18 protein-coding genes are annotated in these 23,908 nt (G+C 49.7%); all 18 read left to right on the top strand.

The window, feature by feature from the left end; all coding sequences use genetic code 11:
* The first annotated feature begins 257 nt into the window (after positions 1–257).
* The 18 genes from DXA36_RS04765 (at position 258) to DXA36_RS04680 (ending at position 23,879) form a co-directional block, all read left to right on the top strand.
* Positions 258–1,328 (top strand): glycosyltransferase family 52, encoded by a 1,071-nt coding sequence (locus DXA36_RS04765; protein WP_118676844.1) that lies wholly within the window; start codon positions 258–260, stop codon positions 1,326–1,328.
* Positions 1,329–1,348: 20 nt separating this feature from the next.
* Positions 1,349–3,100 carry an ABC transporter ATP-binding protein gene (locus DXA36_RS04760; protein ID WP_118676842.1) on the top strand — a complete coding sequence of 584 codons (1,752 nt, stop codon included), beginning with the start codon at positions 1,349–1,351 and terminating at the stop codon, positions 3,098–3,100.
* A 35-nt stretch (positions 3,101–3,135) separates the two neighbouring features.
* Positions 3,136–4,257, top strand: coding sequence for an acyltransferase (locus tag DXA36_RS04755; RefSeq protein ID WP_118676840.1), 1,122 nt, complete (start codon positions 3,136–3,138; stop codon positions 4,255–4,257).
* A 38-nt stretch (positions 4,258–4,295) separates the two neighbouring features.
* Positions 4,296–6,017 (top strand): hypothetical protein, encoded by a 1,722-nt coding sequence (locus DXA36_RS04750; RefSeq protein ID WP_118676838.1) that lies wholly within the window; start codon positions 4,296–4,298, stop codon positions 6,015–6,017.
* 47 nt (positions 6,018–6,064) lie between these two features.
* Positions 6,065–7,198 (top strand): dTDP-4-amino-4,6-dideoxygalactose transaminase, encoded by a 1,134-nt coding sequence (gene rffA / locus DXA36_RS04745; protein ID WP_118676836.1) that lies wholly within the window; start codon positions 6,065–6,067, stop codon positions 7,196–7,198.
* The gene (locus DXA36_RS04740) at positions 7,185–9,017 is read left to right on the top strand and encodes a hypothetical protein (protein WP_118676834.1); all 1,833 of its coding nucleotides are present in this window, start codon (positions 7,185–7,187) and stop codon (positions 9,015–9,017) included. The genes rffA and DXA36_RS04740 overlap by 14 nt, the downstream gene beginning before the upstream one ends.
* Complete coding sequence (locus DXA36_RS04735) at positions 9,007–9,537, top strand: GNAT family N-acetyltransferase (protein ID WP_118676832.1); 531 nt, start codon at positions 9,007–9,009, stop codon at positions 9,535–9,537. Before DXA36_RS04740 ends, DXA36_RS04735 begins: the two co-directional genes overlap by 11 nt.
* Positions 9,538–9,554: 17 nt before the next feature.
* Entirely contained in the window at positions 9,555–10,514 is a 960-nt protein-coding gene (locus DXA36_RS04730; protein WP_118677123.1) for a glycosyltransferase family 2 protein, read from the top strand.
* 1 nt (position 10,515) lies between these two features.
* The gene (locus DXA36_RS04725; RefSeq protein ID WP_118676830.1) at positions 10,516–12,387 is read left to right on the top strand and encodes a DUF6020 family protein; all 1,872 of its coding nucleotides are present in this window, start codon (positions 10,516–10,518) and stop codon (positions 12,385–12,387) included.
* A gap of 97 nt (positions 12,388–12,484) precedes the next feature.
* Positions 12,485–15,136 carry an O-antigen ligase family protein gene (locus DXA36_RS04720; RefSeq protein WP_118676828.1) on the top strand — a complete coding sequence of 884 codons (2,652 nt, stop codon included), beginning with the start codon at positions 12,485–12,487 and terminating at the stop codon, positions 15,134–15,136.
* Positions 15,126–17,009, top strand: a complete 1,884-nt coding sequence (locus DXA36_RS04715; RefSeq protein ID WP_118676826.1) for a polysaccharide biosynthesis protein — start codon at positions 15,126–15,128, stop codon at positions 17,007–17,009. Before DXA36_RS04720 ends, DXA36_RS04715 begins: the two co-directional genes overlap by 11 nt.
* Positions 17,010–17,067: 58 nt before the next feature.
* On the top strand, positions 17,068–17,454 hold the full coding sequence (locus DXA36_RS04710; protein WP_118676824.1) for a VOC family protein: 387 nt from the start codon (positions 17,068–17,070) through the stop codon (positions 17,452–17,454).
* Between the two features lie 50 nt (positions 17,455–17,504).
* A complete protein-coding gene (locus DXA36_RS04705) occupies positions 17,505–18,641 on the top strand; it encodes a DegT/DnrJ/EryC1/StrS family aminotransferase (protein WP_118677121.1) in 1,137 nt (378 codons plus the stop codon).
* Between the two features lie 45 nt (positions 18,642–18,686).
* On the top strand, positions 18,687–19,322 hold the full coding sequence (locus DXA36_RS04700) for a sugar transferase (protein ID WP_118676822.1): 636 nt from the start codon (positions 18,687–18,689) through the stop codon (positions 19,320–19,322).
* Between the two features lie 8 nt (positions 19,323–19,330).
* Positions 19,331–20,314: an ATP-grasp domain-containing protein gene (locus DXA36_RS04695; RefSeq protein WP_308624314.1), complete on the top strand. Its 984-nt coding sequence runs from the start codon at positions 19,331–19,333 to the stop codon at positions 20,312–20,314.
* Between the two features lie 59 nt (positions 20,315–20,373).
* Positions 20,374–21,501, top strand: coding sequence for a glycosyltransferase family 4 protein (locus DXA36_RS04690; protein ID WP_118676818.1), 1,128 nt, complete (start codon positions 20,374–20,376; stop codon positions 21,499–21,501).
* A gap of 75 nt (positions 21,502–21,576) precedes the next feature.
* A complete protein-coding gene (locus tag DXA36_RS04685; protein WP_118677119.1) occupies positions 21,577–22,893 on the top strand; it encodes a nucleotide sugar dehydrogenase in 1,317 nt (438 codons plus the stop codon).
* 11 nt (positions 22,894–22,904) lie between these two features.
* Positions 22,905–23,879 carry an SDR family oxidoreductase gene (locus DXA36_RS04680; RefSeq protein ID WP_118676816.1) on the top strand — a complete coding sequence of 325 codons (975 nt, stop codon included), beginning with the start codon at positions 22,905–22,907 and terminating at the stop codon, positions 23,877–23,879.
* The last annotated feature ends 29 nt before the right edge of the window (positions 23,880–23,908 follow it).

The following is a 23,908-nucleotide window of genomic DNA, read 5'->3' as shown; positions in this document are numbered from 1 at the left end:
TGCCCTGCAAGGTTCCTTCCAGGGGACGCTTCCGCTCGGATAATCACGCAGCGGTACTAAGGCTGCAAAGGACGCAGCCAAAGGACCGGCGTGCTTATAACGCCCCTTTCAGGAATCCTTGCAGGGAAGCAGGCCGCACAGGGAAGCAGGGCCGGGGGATGCCAAACTTTTTTATCTACACCCGTGAAGAAACAGTAATTTGCTTTTTGACAACAATGTATGGTAAAATATAACGAATTTTAAGAAGGAGCAGCAGCATGAAGGAGAGAATCTATGTCTGCCATACTTTTTATCATGTATATATTGCCTGTCTGAAGGAATTGGACCTGCCCGGTGCAAAGAGGGGACAGGCTGCCCTGGTGTTGAGTACAATGTCCAATGATTTTGGGGATTTGAAGGCCAGGGCGGAGTGTTCCGGCCTTTTCCGGCAGGTTTTTATTTTTGATGAAAAAGAAGAGCATTTTTTTCCTGTCCTTGAGAAGTATCACAGGAACCGGGGAAACCTGCTTTTGCATATGTTGTCCAGGATGCGGTTCTGCAAGCTTCTGGGAAAGCTTCAGGATCCGTATGTTCCGGTGGATTTCCGGCAGTATCAGGACATTTATGTATTCTGCGATTCCGACCCAATCGGATATTACCTGAGCTGGAAAAAAATTTATTATCATGCCCTGGAGGACGGCCTTGACTGTATCCGGTATTATGATACCGCCAGATATGATAACCGGGGGCATTTCCGGCTGAAGGCCTTTCTGGCATCCAAAAACCTGATTTTCATCCAGAACGGCTGGGGAAAATATTGTCTGGATATGGAAGTGAATGATATTTCCGTCCTGGATTACCCCTGTCCTAAATATGTGGAATGTCCCAGGGAGAAGCTGGCGGAACGCCTGACGGAGGCAGATAAGGACTGTCTTTTGGGCATTTTCCTGGAAAATAAAAAGAAACTGGTGGAACAGCTGGCACAGGGGGATAATCATGAAAATAAGATTCTGGTTCTTACGGAGCCGTTGTGTGATTTGAAAACAAGGGAACGGATATTCCGTGATATTATCGGGCTTTACGGCAAAGGATCACAGGTGATCCTGAAGCCTCATCCCAGGGATGTTCTGGACTATGAGGCGCTGTTTCCGGACTGTGTGGTGCTGTCCGGCAGTTTTCCTATGGAAATGATGAATTTTCTGCCGGATATCCATGTGAAGAAGGTGATTTCCGTATTTACGGTGCCCTCCTCCATCCGGTTTGCTGAGGAAACGGTATTTCTGGGTGAGGATTTCATGGATAAATACGAGGCCCCGGAAATCCACAGGCAGAATGAGCAGATAAAGTAGAAAGGCAGTAATTGCATACTATGAAGAAGATTTTAAAAAAAATGAACGTCCTCCTTGATGGAAAGCAGAAAGTCAAAATGGGCGGAATCGTAGTTCTGATGATTATAGGAGCCATTCTGGAAGCCTGCAGTATCGGTCTGGTAATCCCTGTAATCACCACGCTTCTGGATCCGGAGGCGGTGAAGGGAGAAGGGTATCTGGGGAATGTTTACCGGTTCCTGGGGTTGGAAAGTACTTCCCAGTTTACCATCGTTATGCTTGTTGCCATTATTGCCGCTTTTGTACTGAAGAATATCTTTTTATATTTTCAGAATGTGGTGCAGCTGCGTTTTGTTTATACCAATCAGTTTTCCACGTCCCGGAGAATGATGATTAATTTTATGGAGCGTCCCTATGAATATTATCTGAATGCGGATACGTCCGTTATCCAGAGGAGTATTACCTCCGATGTCAATAATATGTACGGGCTTATTCTTTCTTCCCTGCAGCTTGTAAGCGAAATGATTATGTTCGTTGTCCTGGTCATTGTGCTTATGACACAGGATCCCCTGATGATTTTTACGATTGCCCTGCTTTTGGTGGCGGTGCTCTTGATTATCAAGTGCATTCTGAAGCCTATCATGATTAAGGCAGGAGAAGATAACCAGGAGTATTACAGCGGTCTGTACAAATGGATCGATCAGTCTGTAATGGGAATCAAGGAAATTAAGATCGCGAATAAGGAAAATTATTTTATCAACGAATATTCCAAATGCGGGGCCGGCTATGTGGATGCGGTCCAGAAATATAATATCTATAATGCAACACCCCGTCTTTTAATAGAAACTGTCTGTATTGCGGGCCTGGTCCTGTATCTGATCATCCAGATAGCTTCCGGGAAAGAGGTGACGGCGATGATTACCCAGATCGGCGTATTTGCGGTAGCTGCCATGCGTCTGCTTCCCAGCGCCAACCGGATTAACAATTATCTCACCTCCATTTCCTATTTTGAGCCTTTTTTCATGGGAGTCAGTGATAACCTGCAGGAGGAAATCAATGACAGGAGCGTCAATTATTCCGCACAGGCATATGAGGCGAGAAAAGAAATATGCAAGCTCCCTGTCCGGGAAAAAATTGAACTAAAAGGTATCGTCTATAAATACCCGAATACGGAGGTGCTTATTTTTGACCATGCGGATATGGTGATTCCGGTAGGCTGTTCGGTTGGCGTGGTGGGCACCTCCGGTGCAGGAAAGACAACAATTATCGATGTCCTCTTGGGGCTTCTTACGATTCAGGAGGGCCGGATCCTGGCTGACGGCGTGGAAGTCAGGGAACACTATGAGGAGTGGCTGAAAAATATCGGCTATATTCCCCAGACTATTTTCATGATTGATGCATCCATAAGAAAGAATGTGGCTTTTGGTGTCCCGGATGAAGAAATCGATGATAATAAGGTATGGGAGGCGCTGAAGGAGGCCCAGCTGGATGAATTTGTGAGGGGACTGCCGGAAGGTCTTGACACAGGAATCGGGGAGAGGGGGATCCGCCTTTCCGGCGGTCAGAGACAGCGTATCGGCATTGCAAGGGCTTTGTTTGAGGATCCGGAGGTTCTGGTCCTGGATGAGGCGACTTCTGCGCTGGATAATGAAACGGAAGCCGCAATCATGGATTCGATTAACCGGCTTCACGGAAGGAAAACACTGGTTATCATCGCCCACCGTCTGCAGACAATCGAAAAATGTGATATGGTTTACCGGGTGGAAAAAGGCCGGATTGCAAAAGAAAGATAAGCGGTTTGTTACAAAAACGGCAGAAAGGAGCGGCAGTGACAGCAGGAAAAAAAAGACTGGCGAATTTTGAATTACTACGTATGCTTGCAATGCTCATGGTGGTTACCATGCATTTTCTTTCCCGTACAGGCAGCCTGCCTGAAGCGGGGCAGGAGCTGACGGAACGGACGGCCGCGGCTATCCTGATAGAAGCCTTCTGTATCATTGCGGTAAATGTATATGTGTTTATCAGCGGTTATTTTCTGTCCGAAAGCGGTTTTTCCCTGAAACGTCTGCTGCGGCTGCTGTGCCAGGTGCTTTTTTATACGCTGCTGATTCCTCCCGTACTGGTGCTGGCGGGGATACTGGAGCCATCCCAAATCAATATTTATTATATCTGGCAGACTTTGTTTCCTGTGGAATCGGGTCATTATTGGTTTGTTACGGCCTATGTGGTCATGTATCTGTTTTCTCCCGTATTGAATGCAGCGGTGCGGTGCATGACCAAAAAACAGCTGCAGATCACGCTGGCAGGCCTTTTTTGTTTTTTCAGCCTGGGGAAAAGTGTGAGCATTCTGTTGTTTGCCGCGGACAGATTCGGGTATGATTTCGGCTGGTTTATCTGCCTGTATCTGACTGCCGCGTATGTACGCAGGTACGGGATTGCTTTTTTTGATAGAAAATACGCGGGAATCGGGGTTTATCTGGGTTCCTGTACGGCGGTAGCCTTACTCACCCTGGCTGCACTGGCGGTCTGCCGGAAAACGGGGGCCCTGGAATATTATGTATCGGTACCTTTTCATTATAACTTCCTGTTCTGCCTGACCGGAGCGCTCGGTCTGTTTATGGCTTTCTCCAGGCTGGAGATACGCCCGGGGAAGTTATCCGCCTGGATCTGCCGGCTGTCCCCGGCAATGCTGGGGGTATATTTAATCCATGAGCATATGGATATCAGCGCCCGCTGGACGGGCTGGATCATCGGGACGCCGTCGGAGCATCTCATGGGTTACCTGATACAGCTGGCGGAAAGTGTGCTTCTGGTTTTTCTTGTGTCTATGACGGTGGATTTGATCCGGGCAAGGCTTTTTCTGGCGGCGGAACGGCTGCTGGGGAAAACGGCCTGGGGGAAAAAATGTGCTGCCGCCATTGGACGTGCGGATGAAATCATGAAGAATTAGGTAACTGTGAAGGGACGGAACCGTTACAAAGGAGCTTTATGGGAAAACAGTGGAGTCACTTGAAAAAATATAATAATATTCTTGAAAGGTATCTGTTTCCGTTATTTCTGCTGATTTATCCCCTGCTTTGGATGAATCAGGGGATTGATGTATCGGATCCGATGTACAGCCTGACGAATTTCCGGTTCTTCCCTCAAATGGAAGGAAGCTGGGCGCTGGCAACCTATCTTGCCAATGTGGCCGGCTGGCTTTTGATGAAGCTTCCCTTTGGCGGTACGCTTCTGGGAATGAATTTCTATACCAGGCTTTTTATCAGTGCCATGGCTTTGCTTTCCTATTATTTCCTGAAAGGGAAAATGCCGGCCTGGATTGCGTTTGCAGGAGAAATCATTGCCGTCAGTTTTTGCTGGTGCCCTTCTACGATTCTGTATAATTATCTTACTTATTTTCTGTTTCTTGCCGTCTGCATTCTGTTGTACAGGGGACTTATATGGAACCGGAAAAGCCTGCTTATCGGGGCCGGTATATGTCTGGGCCTGAATGTCATGGTACGTACTCCCAATATAGCGGAAGCGCTCCTTATTTTTGCCGTTTTCTATTACGGAAAGGTGAGCGGGGAAAAAACGGCTGAAACGTGGAAGCGCGTTGGTGCCTGTGCGGGCGGTTTTTTCCTGGGATTTGCTGCTGTGTTTCTGGCGGTCTGCATCCAGTACGGGCCGGGGGCGTATCTGGGGATGTTCGGCACTCTGGCGGGCTATACCTCCACAGATGAAAGCTATTCTCCGTTTTCCATGGTAACCTCCATTTTGGCCGCCTACGGCGGAACGCTGACCTGGCTGATGGTGATCGCCGTCTGTATTTTGGCCGGATGGATTTTTTTCCATTTGCTGCCGCCCCGTCTGGTAAAAGCGGGAAAGGTGCTGTATTGCCTGTGTATCCCCGTATTGATCCGGCTTTTCTGGGGTAAGGGGATGTTTACCTTTACTTATTATAATTACCGGAGTATATATGAGTGGGGGATGCTGTTTTTGTACCTGACGCTGCTTGGCTGCTGTATCTGCCTGGGGAACAGCCTGTTTTTCCGCAGGGACAGGCTGCTTGCATTTATTATCCTGCTGTCCGTAATTGCCACGCCTCTGGGCAGCAATAATGATACGATGCCCAACCTGAATAATTTGTTTCTGGCGGCGCCGTTCACACTTTGGATGCTGGGTAAATTTTTCCGCCGGAAGCTGCACAGAACGGAGGCTTTCCCTGTGATGGCCCTGTCGGCCATGATTGTGGGCATGGTGTTTTTTCAGGGAATTGGTTTCCGGAGCCGGTTTGCCTTCGGGGACGGAATCTATGGAGAAAAAAGAAACGCCCGGGTGGAAAATTCCGCGGTGCTCGCCGGCATGCGGACACAGGAAGGCAATGCAAGGAACCTTTCCGGGCTGATAGGATATGCAAAGGAAAACGGCTTACAGGGACGCAGCCTTATAACCTTCGGCAATGCACCGGGGCTTCATTTCCTGCTGGATATGCCTTTAAGTATCAGTCATGCCTGGCCCGATCTGGATACTTATCCGGAAGGGCAGATGGAAGAGGAACTGCCGGCATTACAGACGGAACCCGTGGTGATTGTGTATAAAGAGCATGGGGAGCTTCCGGCGGAAAGCGGAAAATGGAATGCCTTGCAGTTGTTTCTTTCGGAAAAAGAATATATACTTGACTTTGAAAATGAGGGATACCGGGTTTATACCGCGGGGCATATAAAATAATTGGCAGTAATTGTGAAGGAACAAAACAGTTACAGAAAGGCGACGCTATGATCAGATTCAATGTACCGCCCTTTACGGGGAAAGAAATGGAATACATCCGTCAGGCCGTGGAAAACCAGAAAATCTGCGGAGACGGAGAATTTACCAAAAAGTGCAGTGAATGGATAGAGAAGAAAACCGGCACCAGAAAATGTCTGCTGACCACCTCCTGCACGCATGCCACGGAACTGGCGGCGCTGTTGGCCCATGTGGGGCCGGGGGATGAGATCATCATGCCGTCCTTTACCTTTGTATCCACAGCAGACGCGTTCGTACTTCGGGGGGCGGTGCCTGTGTTTGTGGATATCCGTCCGGATACCATGAATATCGATGAAACGCTGATTGAAGCAGCCATAACGGATAAAACGAAGGCTATTGTACCGGTTCATTACGCGGGGGTGGGCTGCGAGATGGATACGATTATGGAGATTGCGGCCAGATATAAGCTTCTGGTTATCGAGGATGCCGCCCAGGGGATTATGGCCGGCTATAAGGGAAAGGCGCTGGGTGCAATCGGTGATTTCGGCTGTTTCAGCTTCCACGAAACCAAGAATTACAGCATGGGAGAAGGTGGGGCTCTGCTCATCCGGCATGAAAAGGACATTGAGGATGCGGAGATCTTCCGGGAAAAGGGGACGGACCGCAGCAAGTATTACCGGGGGCAGGTGGATAAATACCGCTGGCAGAATTACGGATCCAGTTATCTTCCCAGCGAATTGAATGCGGCGTATTTGTACGCCCAGCTGGAACTGGCGGATGTGATTAATGAGGATCGGTTACGGATATGGAAGCAGTATGGGAACGAACTGGAGGGACTGGCAGCCGCCGGAAAAATCCAGCTGCCCTTTGTGCCGGAGTATTGTGTGCATAACGGGCATATGTTCTATATTAAAACGGCGGATCAGGAGGAACGGGCGGCCCTTATCGATTACCTGAAGGAAGCCGGTATTCTGGCGGTATTCCACTATATCCCCCTTCATTCCGCACCGGCCGGGCTGAAGTATGGCCGGTTCCACGGAGAAGATCGATATACCACAAGAGAGAGCGAGAGGCTTCTCCGGCTGCCCATGTATTATGGGCTTCAGGAAGACCAGGTAAGCTATATTGCAGGAAAAGTAAAGGAATTTTATGGCTTTCACTAAAATGAGAATCTTATACCGAAAATGGGAAAACTGGATATTGCCCCTCTTTTTTGTGCTGGTTATGCTGCTTTTCTTAAGTCTCCGTTTTGATTACTACTATGATCTTAATGACGATGTGTTGATGAAGGATATTTTGTCAGGCGTTTATACCGGCTCCTGTGAAAGCAGAAATGTCCAGATGCTCTATCCGCTGAGTCTGTTCCTGAGCCTGGCCTGCAGCATATTACGGACCTCTTATGCATACGGTCTGTTTTTATGCCTGTGTCAGACCGCCGCTTTTTTCGTAATTGTATACCGGAGCATGCCCTATGCCCGGAAAACAGCCGGGAAAATAATGCTGGGGCTTTTGGAAAGCCTGCTTTTTATGGCGCTTATGCTGCCGCATCTGGTTTTTGTGCAATATACGGTTACCAGCGGCCTGCTGACGGCAGCGGCATGTTTCTGGTTCCTTACGGGGGAAAAGGCAGGAGAAGCAAATGGGGCGGGCGGATTCCTGAAACGAAATCTGCTGCCTGTGCTTTTTTGTTTTCTGGCCTTTTTGCTGCGTCCGGAAATGATGGTCCTTCTTCTGCCGCTCGCAGCGGTGGCAGGCATATGGAAATGGGCGGAGGAAAGACCTGTTTTTACAAAAAGGAATGCCGCCTGTTATTTCGGGGTTTTTGGCCTGATTCTGGCGGGGCTTCTGGCGGGACAGACGGCAAACGGGATAGCCTACGGAAGTCCGGAATGGAAGGAATTTTTCCGGCTGTTTGATGCCCGCACGGAAATTTATGATTTTAAGACGGCCGATATCCGGAATTATGAAGAAAACAAAGCGTTCTATGATTCGCTGGGGCTGTCGGAGGAAGAGACGGCTTTGCTTGGAAACTATAATTACGGTGTGGACGACAGGATCGATGCCCGGCTGATGGAACAGATCCGTGAGTATTCTCTGGAAAGGCAAGGCTATTTCGGGAAAAATCTCCGGGAGGGCATATGGCTGTATAAGGCGAGGTTACGTAATACGCCGGGTCTGGATTTTGATACGGATCAGGAGCTTGTGTTTCTTCTGACGGAGGCGGCCCTTGTTGTACTTTTGCTTTTGGCGGCGTTTTTGGGAAGAAGAGGGGCGGTGATCTGGCAGCTTCTTCTTTTCGGCGGGGTACGGAGTCTTTTATGGATGTATCTGATTCTCCGAAACCGGGTACCGGAACGGATCAGCCATCCGCTGTATTTTACGGAGATTGTTCTTCTGGGGGCTCTTCTGCTCCGTTACCTGCAGGAAGGAAAAGAGAGGGAGGAGGCAAAGACGCCTGCCCGCCGTTTCCGGAATCCGTTATATGTTTCGGCGGTTCTTCTTTTTGTGATAGCGCTGGCGGGGCTGTCCCGTTCCGTTGAGAAAACGGGGGAGGAATATTCCCGCCGTGCGATCGTTAACCGGACGGATACCGCGGCCAGGGCATATTACCGCAGCCATCCGGAGAATCTGTATCTGGCGGATGTATATTCTACGGTACAGTTTTCAGAGAAGATGTTCCGGGATGGGGAGACCGGCCTGGGGAATTACGATCTTCTGGGCGGCTGGCTGTCAAAAAGCCCTCTGGCGGAGAAAAAGCTGGAAGTATTCGGTTATGCGTCTCTGGAGGATGCGCTGATCAGGGGAGAGAATGTCCGGCTGGTGTCCCTGACGGGGGAGTCCTGGGAATGGCTGGAGGCTTATTTCCGGGAAAAAGGGCTGGAGGTTCAGGTGGTTTTGCAGGAACGGATCCCCGGCGGATCGGAACAGAATGAGCTTTCGGTATTCCGTTTGCAGAAAATGGAGATAGAGGATGGACAATAAAATCGATCTGGGGCCGGTATATCTGCGGCCTATTACCATGGAGGATACCCGGCGGATTGTGGATTGGCGCAACAGTGACCGGGTAAAAAAGAATTTTATTTACCAAAAGCCCTTTACGGAGCAGGGGCACAGGATGTGGATGGAAACGAAGGTGGCCACAGGGGAAGTGGTGCAGTTCATCCTGTGTGAAACGAAAGGGGACAGGCCTGTGGGAAGTGTCTATTTCCGGGATATCGACAGGGAGAATAACAAGGCGGAGTACGGCATTTTTATAGGGGAAGCGGATGCGGCCGGAAAGGGCTACGGTACGCTGGCCGCCAAAGGGGCCGTCTGTTATGCGGAAAAGACGCTGAAGCTCCATAAGCTTATGCTGCGTGTCTTTGCGGATAATACGGCGGCGGTAAAAAGTTATGAAAAGGCCGGTTTTATAAAGGAAGCTTACCTGAAGGATGAAATAAAAGAAGGGGACGGCTACCGGGATGTAATCCTGATGGCATGTTGTTTTCCGGAAAATGGGTAAAGGAATGGAAGAAAAGCATGAGAAAATTGGTTAGCATTGTGATTCCCTGCTATCGTTCTGCGCAAATGTTATGCGGTGTGGTAACGGATATCGAAAGGGAAATGGAAAAAATCCGGGATAAATATCAATGGGAAATCATACTGGTGAATGACTGTTCGCCGGATAATACCTTTGAGGTGATCCGGGAGCTCTGCAGGACGAAGAAAAACATATGCGGCGTGAATCTGGCAAGGAATTTCGGGCAGCATGCGGCTTTGATGGCCGGATTCCATCAGGTGAAGGGAGACATTCTGGTCTGCATGGATGATGATGGGCAGACGCCCGCCTTTGCCATAAAGGATCTTCTGCAGGGCCTGGAGGATGGCAGCGATGTGGTGTATGCCAGATATGAGCATAAGCATCATAATGCATTCCGGAATTTCGGAAGCCGGGTAAATGACCTCATGCTGAAATTCATGCTTGGGAAGCCCACGGATCTGTATGTATCCAGTTTTTTTGCCGCAAGGCGTTTTATCGTGGATGAGATGCTGCGGTACCAGAATGCGTATCCTTATGTAATCGGCCTTGTTCTGCGGGCCACCCGGAATATTAAGAATGTGACCGTGGAGCACCAGGACAGGAGAGAGGGAGAGTCCGGTTATACGCTGGGAAAGCTTCTGGGACTTTGGTTTAACGGCTTTACGGCCTTTAGTGAAAAGCCGCTGCGGATCGCCACTATGATCGGCACCGGGTGTGCATTCCTCGGCTTCCTCTACGGCTTGTATACCATTATAAAGAAACTGGTAAACCCCATAGTTCCTATTGGGTTCAGTTCCCTGATGTCCGCTATTATGTTTATCGGGGGAATGCTTATGCTGATGGTGGGCCTTGTGGGCGAATACATCGGCAGGATGTATATCTGCATGAACAATGCCCCCCAGTATGTGGTAAGGGAAATCGTGGGGGAAGAGGAAACGCAGGGCGAGACGGAGCAGTAATGTGAGTAAAGGTAACAGTCCGGTGCTGTCTGGGCCGTTACAGGTAAAGGCAGGAAAGAAGATGGACGTATCCGTTAAAAAACAAAAAATCATATCGGCAGCGGTCACCCTGGCGGCAATTATATGGCTTCCGCAGATGCTTCTGTCTTCAGGAAAGGGACTGGATTTCAGCAACAGCTTCCTTTCCGTCCTTCTCTGGGCATTGAGCTTCCCGGCAGTGGATAAGGCCCTCTGGAAGGACGGAAGCCTGCAAGAGAAAAAGGGCTGGCGCTTTTTCTTTGCGTTCGTTTTTGTTCTTGCCTGCCTGTTCGGCCGCCGGCTGGAATCGGCGGGATATGTGGATTTTACGGATTGGGGGATGTGGATCTCCATCCCCTTTCTTACCTTTTTCTTCGGCCTGCTGACGGGAAGGCTGTGGCAATGGCTGGAGGGGAAACGGACTCTTTCCGCTTATCAGGAGGCACGGATGTCTGAACGCCGGAAAAACCTGGTTGTGTTTCTTTTCTTCCTGGTGATTTGGGGAATTGTACTGCTGGCAGTGTATCCCGGTTTTTTTGTGTACGATGCCCAGGATGAATTTAACCAGGTAGCTTTGCGTAGCTTTACTACCCATCATCCGCTGCTGCATGTATTGCTTCTGGGCGGGATTATCAGTCTGGGAAATAAGCTGTTTTCTTCCTATAATATGGGCATTGCCCTTTATATGCTGTTTCAGATGGCGGTTATGGCAGGATGCTTCACCTATGTGCTTTCTTTTTTCAGGAAAAGAGGAACCTCCGGGTGGTTTCGGGCAGCCGGTTTCCTGTATTTCGCATTTTTTCCCGTCATTCAGATGTATGTGCTGTGTTCGGCCAAGGATACATTGTATTCAGCGGGAATGATCCTGGTCATCGTCCTTCTTTTGCAGCTGTTTGAAGAAAGGGAAAGCGCCGTATCCTGGAAAACATACGGCTTATTGCTGGTTTCCCTGTTTGTTATGGCGGCCATGCGGCATAATGGCTTTTATATCCTGCTGCTGCTGATTCCCGTGACGGGGATTGGGGCCGATAAAAATAAAAGGAAGAAAGTGCTGGCGGCGGGAATCGGCGCATTGGCGCTGTACCTTCTGGTGACGGGCGGGCTTGGCAGGCTGCTGCATGCACAGGAAAATGGGGAAAATCAGGAAATGCTGACCGTGCCTATTCAGCAGCTGGCGCGGGTTTACAGCTGCAGTCCCTCGGTGTTTACCAAAGAGGAGCGGGAAATACTGCTTACGTTCCTTCCGGAGGAGGCGCTGCAGCGTTATACCCCTAAATTGTCCGACCGTGTGAAAATTGATTTTAACAACGAAAGCTATAAAGAGAATCCGTCACAGTTCTGGAAGCTGTGGTGGTCGGTGGGCAGGAAAGCGCCGGCAGCATATCTGAATGCCTGGCTGCTCACTTCCTATGGTTTCTGGTATCCGGATGCCGTGATTGACGTATACCGGGGGAATACGGTGTTTACTTATACGTATGAGGACAGTTCCTATTTCGGTTTTGAAACAGAACTGCCGGGAGTGCGGGAGAGTAAAATACCTTTTCTCAACGAGTGGTTCCGCAGGCTGAGCCTGGAATTGTTTCAGCAGAAGGTGCCTGTGCTTTCCATGCTGTTTTCACCGGGATTTCTGTTCCTGATCTATCTGTCCGGACTGCTGTTCCTGATGAAACAGAAGGAATTCGGAAGGGTTCTGGCCTTTCTGCCGGTGGTGCTCAATTGGGGGACGGTAATACTGGGGCCTACCTATCTGGTGAGGTATGTCCTGATATTCTGGTTCGCCCTGCCTGTTCTGGGGTATGTTGTAAGTACAGGGAAATTATGCTATACTAATGGGAAAACTGACGTTTTCCCTTGAATGCAGGGGCGCGGGCGAGCCGCACCCGGCGGGCTAATGGGAAAACTGACGTTTTCCCTTAAGTGTAAAGGCACGAGCTAATGGATTGGTATAATGAATGAACAGAAAAATTAAGAAAAACCGGGCAATTGAATATATGATCCTCGCTTATGCGGCGGTGCTGATGCTTTTGATCGGGCCGCTGGGAATTTTCGACGGGACGCGGGAAATAGCGGGAAGTGAGGCAGTGCAGGGAAAGACGGCGGCCGTGACGCAGGACTCCCGTATCCAGCAGGTCTTTATCGGTGATGGAGGCTATCTGGAAACAATCAGTATTTATGCCATACAAAATATATCACGTAAGGTGGTAACGCTGTCCATATCGGATGAACGGGGAGAGGTGGTGTTTTCCCGTAAGGTTGCGCTGGACACCTATGAGGCGCCCGGCTTTTTTACCGTACCTGTGGAGTTCCAGACGGTTTTGGGCAGAGCTTATGTGTGGGAAATCAGCCACCCGGAGGAAGCGGTGGAACTGGGATATCAGAAAACCGGCGAATCGGGTCTGGATATATACGGAAATTATTATTTCTGCGGCAGCGATAAGGTGATAAACGAACAGGCGGGCGAGAATATCCTCATGCGTTTCCGGTATGCGGATAAGATGAGTTTCCCTAAGAAAGCCGCTATTCTATTCGGAATCGCCCTGGCGGCAGGTTTTCTTATGTTGTTGGTGGAGAATCATGCCAGAAAGAAAAAAAAGATCGGGGAAGTGAAGGTACAGCGGGTATTCCAGGGCATCTGCAATCCACTGATCCTGGCTGGTGCCGCTGCCTGGCTGGCGGCAGTATTTCCGTTTTCTTATTACGGCGGCGTTAAAGCGGATAAAATGGTATATACGGCCGGGATTCTCGTGATGACGGCCCTGCTTTTGTATGTGGTAAATGCCCGGAGGGACAGCATTGCGCCGCTTTTCCCTCCTCTCCGGGAAACGGTGCTTAACAAAGGAATGGACTGGCTGCAGAGTATATTCTGGGCAGGAGCGCTTTGGGGCTGTATTGATTATGTAAATGCGATGTATAATATCTATCAGGACTATGCTTACCGGAAGGTCCTGATTTACCTGGGGCTGGTGCTTCTTACCATGTGCGCCCCCAAATATGTGTTCCATTGGGGAAATCTGGTCTGGCTGGCGGTTTCGTCCGCGGCGGGTTATTGGTATTACCGCCCTTACCGCGGGATGGAAGAGCAGGACAGGCTTGCCATGCTAAATGCCGTCCTCTTTGTCGTTGCAGGCCTGGTGCTGATACAGCTGGTTATTCTTATATGGAAAAAGAAAACGGCATGGAGGCAGCTTAATCTGCCTTATACGATTCTTGTCGCCGTTTTTTTTGTTCTGCTGGTGGTATTCCGGAATACCAGAGGCTGGCCCATCTATATGGCAGCCGCTTTTGTCCTGCTTTATTTCTTTTACCTTTCCTGGGAAAAGAAAGAACGGTTTCTGGGAATACTCTGTAATGGGATCCTTTTTAATTTTTTCTGCGCGCTGGTGTTTGCCGTGCTGCGCAGGCCTTTCCGGGCATGGGGCTATTACCGGTATAATTTTGTGTTTCATACGGTGACCGTAACGGCCGCTTATCTCACACTGGTTATCTGTGCCCTGTTTGTGAAGCTGCTGATGCAGTATCATAAATCCCGCAGGCTTTATACCTATTGGACAACAGCTTTGCTGTTTGGCATGGCGGTATCCTTCCTTCTGATGACGATGTCCAGAACCGGATATCTTGCGGCGGCGGCAATGGGGCTGGCGGTGCTGGTATTTGTTTCCCTGTTGTGTTACCGGGAGCGGTTTGCAGGCTTCCTGGGTAAAACGGGGCTTTTAGTGTTGCTTGTGCTTTTGAGCTTTCCGGTAACCTATTCGGCGGTGCGCCTGATTCCGCCGCTGTATGACGACCCTTATATTTTTGAACTGGAAGCGAGTGACGAAGAATGGGCGCTGCACAAGGGAGACAAGGCGGATTCGGAAAATTATATTACCTTCCCCCGGTTTGCGTATTGTATGGATGTGAAGCTTTTTGGCGAGGAACACAGTGTCGTCAGGAAATTCGTAGATACGTTTATGGCGTCTACGAGTGAGGTATCCTTTGCGCCGGAGAAAGATCGGCTGGAGGTAAAAGGCATTTCGGTTATGCTTGCGTCCGCCCGGGATGCGGGTGCAGCGGATGTTTTTGCAGAGGATACGGGGAATATACAGACAGCGGCGGATGCCGGGACAGCCGGCCCGGCGGAAGAAGAGGACGATTATTCCAATGGCCGGTTTGATATCTTCAAACGCTATATTTCCCATTGGAACCTGACCGGCCATGACGAGATGGGAGTGGAACTTGGGGACGGAACCCTCAGCGTCCACGCCCACAACACCTACTTACAGGTGATTCATGACCATGGGCTTATTACAGGCGTTATTTATCTGCTGCTGGGTATTGTGAGCCTGCTGCAGATGGTACGTTATGCGTTGTCGCTCAGACAGACAGGCCGGCTTGCGGATTCGCAGCGCTGTCAGGATCCGTATGCCGCCCTTCCCCTTGCCGTTTTCCTCGCATTTGCTGTCGCTGGCCTGGTGGAATGGCTGTTTCATCCCTGCAATCCGTTAGGGTTTACCACGATGGCGGTGCTGGCGCCGCTTCTTACATTCCGGAGCAAAACGAAGGATACCACGTTACGCGGCCCCGCTTTATTCAATAAGAAAAGAGTAAAAGAAAATGAAGGATAAAGAAAAGAAGAATACGCGCCATTTTAATTATCAGTTGTTTTACCGAAGGACGGCACTGATCATTTACGATATCCTCAGCGTGACGGCATCCAGTTTTCTGGCTATTCTGCTTCGGTATGACATGCATCTGGATGAAATCCCGGATCAGTTTCTGATGCCAATCCGGAATTTCCTGCCGATAAACATCCTGCTGACTATGGGCATTTTCTATCTTTTCCGTTTGTACCACAGCCTGTGGGCATTCGCCGGCGAGAACGAAATGCAGAATCTGGTGATGTCCTGTTTTTTATCTGCGGTGGTTTCCGGAGTGGGGCTGAACCTGTTTAAGATATCAGGCAAGCCGGTGCCCGACAGCTATTATTTCATGTATTTGTTCCTGCTCATTACGTTTACCTTTATCAGCCGTTTTTCATACCGTTTCCTGAGAAGCCGAAAGCATAAGATACAAAACCGGAAAAATAATATTTCGGTCATGATAATCGGAGCGGGGGAAGCCGGCAATGCCCTGATAAAGGAAATTGTTACCAGCAATTACAGCACTATGGTCATCCGCTGTATCATCGATGATGATAAACAGAAGATGGGACAGTTCATCCAGGGGATTAAGGTGGTCGGCGGACGGGATAAAATCATCGAGTCCGCGGATCTGTTTGATATTGATGAGATTTTTGTCGCCATTCCTTCCGCACCGCCTACGGTTATAAGGGATATTCTGGATATCTGCAAGGAAACCAACTGCAAGCTGCGTTCCCTTCCAGGTATGTATCAGCTGGTGAACGGCGAAGTGAGCGTAAGCAAGCTGCGTGACGTGGAAGTGGAAGACCTTCTGGGAAGAGAGCCTATCCGGGTGGATCTGGACTCTATCCTGGGTTATGTACAGAATAAGGTAGTCATGGTTACCGGAGGAGGCGGATCCATCGGCAGCGAATTGTGCCGGCAGATTGCATCCCATAAACCGGCGCAGCTGATTATTGTGGATATTTATGAAAATAATGCCTATGATATTCAGCAGGAGCTGATCATCAAGTATCCGGAGCTGAAGCTCACCGTGCTGATTGCGTCTGTACGGAATACCAAGCGCATCAATCATATTTTTGAAACCTATAAGCCGGACATCGTATACCATGCGGCAGCTCACAAGCATGTGCCCCTCATGGAGGTAAGCCCCAATGAAGCCATAAAAAATAACGTGTTCGGCACATGGAAAACCGCCCAGGCTGCTGCCGTGAACGGAGTCAAAAAATTCGTCATGATTTCCACGGATAAGGCAGTGAACCCAACCAATATCATGGGGGCCAGCAAGCGTATCTGCGAAATGATCGTGCAGACCTTCAACAAACATTACGATACGGAATTTGTTGCCGTGCGCTTTGGAAACGTGCTGGGAAGCAACGGGAGCGTCATTCCTTTGTTTAAGAGACAGATCGAAGCGGGCGGCCCGGTTACGGTTACCCATCCGGATATCATCCGCTACTTTATGACCATACCGGAAGCGGTCTCCCTTGTCCTGCAGGCGGGAGCCTATGCCAGGGGTGGAGAGATTTTCATCCTGGATATGGGCGAGCCGGTGAAAATTCTGGATCTGGCTAAAAACCTGATCCGTCTGTCAGGCTACAAGCTGGGAGAGGATATCCAAATCGAATTTACAGGCCTGCGTCCCGGGGAAAAGCTGTATGAAGAGCTTTTGATGGACGAGGAAGGAATGCAGGATACGGCCAACCGGCTGATCCATATCGGCCGCCCCATCCAGCTGGACGAAAGAGAGTTTTTTATCCAGCTGAAACGTCTGGAGGATGCGTCCAGGGACGAGGTGGAAGATATCAGGCCTCTGGTGGCGCAGATTGTGCCCACCTATCTGTATCGGAAAGAATGACCGTTCAGACGTAACCGTTCCGATCTGCTGCATTCGGCTTACCGCAGGAGGCATTATTATGAAAATACATCATGTGGGCTACCTTGTGAAAAAGATAGACAAGGCGGCCGAAGAATTTGAAAAGCTGGGTTATATACGCCGGGGAGATATCACTGTCGACACGTACCGCAAGGTGGATATCCTGTTTCTGGAAAAAGATGGCTATGTGGTGGAACTGGTAAGCCCCAATGCGCCTGACAGTGTAGTTTCCGGCCTGATAAAGACTTATAAAAACGCGCCCTACCATATCTGCTATGAAAGCACAGCTTTCCGGGAAGATTTGGAGCGGCTCACCCAAAACGGCTATGTGCAGATCGATCAGCCGGCGCCGGCGCCGGCTATCGGAAACCGGGAAGTCGTCTTTCTCCTGAACAGCCGGCTGGGTATGATAGAACTTCTTTCGTAACCGTTCAGACAGAATCAAGTACGGATTCATCCGTGGAAATCGAGGTCAATATGGAACAAAAGGTACAAAGGGAAAAAATTTATCTTTCTTCCCCCACGATGCATGGGGAAGAGCAGAAATTTGTGATGGAGGCATTTGATACCAACTGGGTCGCTCCGTTAGGCCCTAATGTAAACAGCTTCGAGAAGGAAATGGCGGCGTATACCGGCTGCGGATATGCGGCGGCACTGAGCGCGGGAACGGCGGCGATCCATCTGGCACTGCGTCTGATCGGCATACAGCCGGGGGACATTGTTTTTTCTTCCGACCTCACGTTTTCCGCCACTTGTAATCCTATCTGTTATGAAAAGGGAACGCCGGTATTTATCGATTCGGAAGAAGATACCTGGAACATGGATCCGCAAGCCCTGAAAAAGGCTTTTGACAAATACCCGCAGGTGAAAGCGGTTATCTGCGCCCATCTCTATGGTACACCTGCCAAAATTGATGAAATACGGGCTCTCTGTGACAGTTATCATGTCCCTCTCATTGAGGACGCGGCAGAATCCTTAAGCGCAACCTTCCGGGGGCAGATGACCGGAACCTTCGGGGATTACGGTATCTTTTCCTTTAACGGAAATAAAATCATCACCACCTCCGGAGGCGGTATGCTGGTATCCCGCGACGAAGCGGCCATCGAAAAAGCCCGTTTCCTCTCCACACAGGCGAGGGATAAAGCCAGACATTACCAGCATTCCCAGCTTGGCTTCAATTACCGGATGTCCAATGTGGTGGCAGGTATCGGCAGGGGGCAGCTTATTCATCTGGAAGAGCATAAGCAGAAAAAGAACGAGATATACAGGCAGTATAAAGAAGCCTTTGCTGATATTCCCGCCATTGCCATGAATCCCATGAACCCGGACGGGGATGCCAATAACTGGCTGTCCTGCATGACTATTGATCCGGAAAGCGGCGTGACCCCTGATATGGTAATGGATGCGCTGGAGGCGGAAAATATCGAATCCCGTCCGATCTGGAAGCCCATGCACCTTCAGCCGTTTTATGAGAAGGCCGATTTTATCACGATGCAGGAAAACGGCAGCGTAGGAGAGCGGATTTTTACAAAAGGATTCTGTCTTCCCAGCGATATCAAAAACACGCCGGAGGATATGGAATTCATTATCGGCATTGTACGGAAGTTTTTTTAATCCCGGCAGGGGATTTCACGACAGTTCTTTAGAAAAGAGGTCAGGATGTTTTATAAAAAGTTTGGTAAAAGATTGCTTGATTTTCTTCTTTCTTCCGTCGCCATTGTGGCAGTAAGCCCGATACTTCTGGTGGTTGCCGTTCTGGTGCGGGTAAAGCTGGGAAGCCCGGTGCTTTTCCATCAGGAACGTCCCGGAAGGAATGAAAAAATATTTACCCTGTGCAAATTCCGTACCATGACAGATAAACGGGATAAGGACGGAAACCTTCTGCCGGATGCGGACAGGCTGACCAAATTCGGAAAGCTGCTCCGGTCTACCAGCCTGGATGAACTGCCGGAACTTTTTAATATCTGGAAAGGGGATATGAGCATCATCGGCCCCAGGCCTCTTTTGGTGTCCTATCTGCCCTGGTATACTAAGGAAGAACGGCTGCGCCATACGGTAAGACCCGGACTGACCGGGCTTGCCCAGGTTTCAGGGAGGAATTTCCTGGACTGGGACAGCCGGCTTGCCAAGGATGTGGAGTATGTGAAAAACCTTACTCTGGCTATGGATATCAGCATTCTGGTAAAGACGGTGGCCGTCGTATTTGCCAGGGATGAGGTGGCGGAGGATACTTCCGTTTCAGAAGGAAATCTGGCGGAAATCCGGAAAAGAAGGCAGTCCGCCGGTAACGGTTGAGAGGTAAAATGATGATAAATGTATTGATTCTAAGCGCAGGAACCAGGAACAAGGTGGTTCAGTATTTCAAAAAAGAACTGGCCGGCAGGGGAAAGGTCTATGCAACGGACTGCAGCGAGCTGGCTCCCGCCGTCTATGAGGCGGATGAGGCTATTCTGGTTCCCCGCATGACGGAGCCGGGGTATCTGGAGCGGATTCTGGAAATCTGCCGGGAAAAGAAAATCACAGGTGTATTTTCCCTGATTGATCCGGAACTGACCCTTCTGGCGGAACACAGGGAGGAATTTCTGGCGGCGGGCACTACGCCTGTCATATCTTCTCCGGAAGCAGTTGCCCTCTCTTTTGATAAATACAAGATGTATCAGAAGCTGACGCAATTGGGATTTCCCACCGGACGCTGCTTTATGGATCCGAAGGCATTTGAAAAGGCGGTGGAGGAGGGCCGGATGCATTACCCGGTTTTTGTCAAGCCTGCCAGGGGAAGCGCCAGCATCAATATCAACAAGGTAACCTGTAAAGAAGAACTTGAACTTCTCTGCAGGCTGCATGAGGATATGATGATCCAGGAGTATATGGACGGCACGGAGTATGGAGCCGATGTGTATATTGATATGATCACCGGGAAGGTAACCTCCATATTTGTAAAAGAAAAAATCAAGATGCGCGCCGGGGAAACGGACAAATCCGTTTCCGTAAAAGACGCGAAACTGTTTGACCTGATAAAAAATTTCGTTGAAACCATTGGATTTTGTGGTATTATTGACATAGATATTTTCAAGGTGGACGGCGAATACAAATTTTCCGAGGTAAATCCCCGCTTTGGGGGCGGTTATCCCCATGCCTATGCCTGCGGCGTAAACGTACCCGCACAGATCATCAGGAATCTGGAAGGGAAAGCCAATGAGGAAGCCATCGGCGCTTACGAAGAAAATATCTGTATGATGAAATATAATGAAATCATGATCCGCCGATCTGACGGCCGATGTGATTAAAAAACGGTACGGTTCAGACTTGTCTGAACGGTTACTGAATATAAAACAAGGAGAATCCAATGTCTTCTTCCCTATTGATACTGTCCAACAGCGACTCCGGCCTTTACGATTTCCGCAAGGAAGTGCTGAAGGCGCTGCTGGAAAAAGGCTTCCGTGTTCTTGTATCCGTGCCGGATACCGGTTATGTGGACAAGATAAAAGCGCTCGGCTGCGAATATATTCCCACCGCCTTTGAACGGCGGGGGATGAACCCTTTTCAGGACATGAAGCTCATGCTTTTTTACCGGAGACTTATTAAGCGGCACCGGCCGCTTGCGGTGCTGACTTATACGATTAAACCCAATATTTACGGCGGCCTTGCAGCAAGACTGACCGGGACGCCATATCTGGTGAATGTGACGGGGCTGGGAACCACGCTGGAAAACGGCGGGATTTTGCAGAAAATGATAATTCTTATGTACCGGACCGCTTTAAAGGCGGCAGCCTGTGTCTTTTTCCAAAATAAAGGGAACCGGGATTTCCTGGTCCGGAAAAAATGTGTTACCGGAAAGGTGCGGGTGATTCCTGGATCCGGGGTAAACCTTGATGAGCACAGGCCGGAGGAATACCCTCCGGGAGACGGGCAGATCCGGTTTGTATCCATTATGCGTCTGATGAAGGACAAAGGGGTTGAGGAGCTGATGACAGCCGCACAGGCGGTCCATGAAAAGCATCCCGAAACCCTGTTCCAGATTCTTGGAGCCTATGAAGAGGAAACCAGACATATTTATGAGCCAAGGGTGAAGGAGCTGGAGGAAAAAGGAATTCTTTGTTATTATGGATACCGGGACGATGTGCCGGTATTTTTAAAGGAGTGCCAGGCGGTCATCCACCCTTCTTACCATGAAGGGATGTCCAATGTCCTTCTGGAGGCGGCGGCGACGGCGCGCCCGGTGCTTGCCAGCGCCATAGAGGGCTGTCTTGATACGTTTTCCGAAGGATGCAGCGGATTGGCTTTTCAGCCCCAGGACAGCAGCAGCCTGACGGAAGCCGTGGAGCGTTTCCTTGCCTTGTCCTATGAGGAAAGAAAAGAAATGGGAAGGCAGGGAAGGAAATTCGTGGAGGAGAAATTCGACAGGAACTTTGTGGTGGCGGCTTATCTGGAAGAAATTGCAGGTATTCGTTCAGGCCGTTTCGGTCCGTCCTAAACAAGTGCCGCTGTTACGGGCATTTATCCATAAATCAGACAGATACGAATGAAAGATTCGGGAAATGAGGTCAAAATGGGATTATATGAAAAACTTGTAAACGGAGAAGAAAAACTTTCTCTCGTCGGCTTAGGCTATGTGGGTATGCCCATTGCGGTAGCTTTCGGCAGAAAAATCAATGTTATCGGCTATGATTTGAATGCACAGAAGGTGGAACAGTATAAAGCGGGATATGATCCTACCAGAGAGGTGGGAGACGATGTGATCAGGCAGGCAAATGTGGAATTCACAGCCGATGAGACCAAGTTGAAGGAAGCGAAATTCCATATCGTTGCGGTCCCCACACCGGTAAATGAGGATCATACGCCGGATCTGCGTCCTGTGGAGGGCGCCAGCCGTACCGTGGGACGCAATCTGGTGAAGGGAAGCATCGTGGTGTTCGAATCCACCGTATATCCCGGAGTAACCGAGGAAATCTGTGTTCCCATTATGGAAAAGGAATCGGGCCTGAAATGCGGGATTGATTTTAAGGTGGGCTATTCCCCGGAGCGTATCAACCCCGGGGACAAGGTGCATCGTCTGGAGACGATCGTGAAGATAGTATCCGGCATGGATGAAGAGACGCTGGATACCATTGCAAAAGTATATGAGCTGGTGGTGGAAGCCGGAGTATACCGTGCCGATTCCATCAAGGTGGCGGAAGCGGCCAAGGTAATTGAAAACAGTCAGCGAGATATTAATATCGCTTTTATGAACGAACTTTCCATTATTTTTAACAAGCTGGGCATCGATACCAAGTCCGTACTGGATGCGGCGGGGACAAAATGGAATTTCCTTCCGTTCTTCCCGGGCCTGGTTGGAGGCCACTGTATCGGCGTGGATCCTTATTATCTCACCTACAAGGCGGAGGAATTGGGTTATCATTCCCAAATCATTCTGTCCGGGCGCCGTATCAATGACGATATGGGCAGATATGTGGCCGAAAATGTGGTAAAGAACCTGATTAAAGCCGATATACCGGTAAAAACGGCCAGGGTTGCTATTCTGGGCTTCACCTTTAAGGAGAACTGCCCGGATACCAGAAATACAAAGGTGATCGATATTGTGAAGGAGCTTCGTGAGTATGGGATTGATCCGGTTATTGTGGACGAGACGGCGGATGCACAGGAGGCGGAGCGGCTCTACGGCGTAAAGCTTGCAGGTAAGGACGCGGTGAAGGATCTGGATGCCCTTGTTATCGCTGTAGCCCATGAAGAATTCAGTCACCTCACCGGAGAAGAAATCAGTGGTTACTTCAATTCGGCCCATGACAAAAAAGTGCTGGTTGATATCAAGGGGATTCTGGATCGTAAGGATTACCTGACAGATGAATATATCTATTGGAGATTATAAGGAGAGAGAACATGGGTTATAAAAATTTGCAGTTTGCTAAAGACAGTGTATTTCTTGTTACGGGCGGAGCGGGCTTCATAGGATCCAATCTGTGCGAAGCCATTCTGGATATGGGCTATCAGGTAAGATGCCTGGACGATCTGTCCACCGGAAAGCAGGAAAATGTGGAAATGTTCCTGGACAGGCCGGGATATACCTTCATCAAAGGGGATATCAAGGATCTGGAAACCTGCAGAAGGGCCTGCGACGGTGTGGATTATGTGCTGAACCAGGCGGCCTGGGGAAGCGTTCCCAGAAGTATTGAAATGCCTATTTTTTATGAGCAGAACAACATCGGCGGCACACTGAACATGATGGAAGCGGCAAGGGAAAGCGGTGTGAAAAAATTTGTGTATGCCTCCAGCTCTTCCGTATACGGCGATCATCCCGCCCTCCCCAAAAAAGAGGGGGTCGAAGGAGAGGTGCTTTCCCCTTACGCCCTTACCAAGCGTACGAATGAAGAGTACGGGAAGCTTTATAAGAAGCTTTATGATCTGGATACCTATGGCCTGCGTTATTTTAATGTGTTCGGACGCAGGCAGAACCCGGATGGGATGTACGCGGCCGTAATACCCAAATTCCTGAAGCAGCTGCTTAACGATGAGGTTCCCACCATTAATGGAGACGGAAAACAATCCCGTGACTTTACGTATATCGACAATGTGATCGAAGCCAATCTGAAAGCCTGCCTGGCTTCCGGGGAAGCGGCCGGGGAAGCCTATAATATCGGATCCGGCGGAAGAGAATTCCTCATTGACATTTATTATGATCTGTGCAAAGCGCTGGGGAAGGAAATGGAACCCAAATTCGGCCCTCCCAGAAGGGGAGACGTCCGGGATTCCAATGCGGATATCACCAAGGCGAGGGTAAATCTGGGTTACGATCCGGACTATGACTTTGAAACGGGAATCCGTCTGGCGATTGACTGGTATAAAGAAAATCTGTAAAAAGAGACAGACGCAGGCCCCGGAAGGTA

The organism is Eisenbergiella sp. OF01-20, assembly GCF_003478085.1.
In the GTDB taxonomy this organism is placed as follows: Bacteria; Bacillota; Clostridia; order Lachnospirales; family Lachnospiraceae; genus Eisenbergiella.
This window is presented reverse-complemented; position numbering and strand designations above follow the sequence as displayed.

Bases quoted from the DNA above. Each gene is read 5' to 3' on its own strand.
- DXA36_RS04685 (WP_118677119.1), top strand. From the start codon at position 21,577: ATGGGATTATATGAAAAACTTGTAAACGGAGAAGAAAAACTTTCTCTC.
- DXA36_RS04730 (WP_118677123.1), top strand. From the start codon at position 9,555: ATGAGAAAATTGGTTAGCATTGTGATTCCCTGCTATCGTTCTGCGCAA.
- DXA36_RS04715 (WP_118676826.1), top strand. From the start codon at position 15,126: ATGAAGGATAAAGAAAAGAAGAATACGCGCCATTTTAATTATCAGTTG.
- DXA36_RS04765 (WP_118676844.1), top strand. From the start codon at position 258: ATGAAGGAGAGAATCTATGTCTGCCATACTTTTTATCATGTATATATT.
- DXA36_RS04760 (WP_118676842.1), top strand. From the start codon at position 1,349: ATGAAGAAGATTTTAAAAAAAATGAACGTCCTCCTTGATGGAAAGCAG.
- DXA36_RS04705 (WP_118677121.1), top strand. From the start codon at position 17,505: ATGGAACAAAAGGTACAAAGGGAAAAAATTTATCTTTCTTCCCCCACG.
- DXA36_RS04750 (WP_118676838.1), top strand. From the start codon at position 4,296: ATGGGAAAACAGTGGAGTCACTTGAAAAAATATAATAATATTCTTGAA.
- DXA36_RS04695 (WP_308624314.1), top strand. From the start codon at position 19,331: ATGATGATAAATGTATTGATTCTAAGCGCAGGAACCAGGAACAAGGTG.
- DXA36_RS04690 (WP_118676818.1), top strand. From the start codon at position 20,374: ATGTCTTCTTCCCTATTGATACTGTCCAACAGCGACTCCGGCCTTTAC.
- DXA36_RS04740 (WP_118676834.1), top strand. From the start codon at position 7,185: ATGGCTTTCACTAAAATGAGAATCTTATACCGAAAATGGGAAAACTGG.
- DXA36_RS04700 (WP_118676822.1), top strand. From the start codon at position 18,687: ATGTTTTATAAAAAGTTTGGTAAAAGATTGCTTGATTTTCTTCTTTCT.
- DXA36_RS04720 (WP_118676828.1), top strand. From the start codon at position 12,485: ATGAACAGAAAAATTAAGAAAAACCGGGCAATTGAATATATGATCCTC.
- DXA36_RS04735 (WP_118676832.1), top strand. From the start codon at position 9,007: ATGGACAATAAAATCGATCTGGGGCCGGTATATCTGCGGCCTATTACC.
- DXA36_RS04710 (WP_118676824.1), top strand. From the start codon at position 17,068: ATGAAAATACATCATGTGGGCTACCTTGTGAAAAAGATAGACAAGGCG.
- DXA36_RS04680 (WP_118676816.1), top strand. From the start codon at position 22,905: ATGGGTTATAAAAATTTGCAGTTTGCTAAAGACAGTGTATTTCTTGTT.
- rffA (WP_118676836.1), top strand. From the start codon at position 6,065: ATGATCAGATTCAATGTACCGCCCTTTACGGGGAAAGAAATGGAATAC.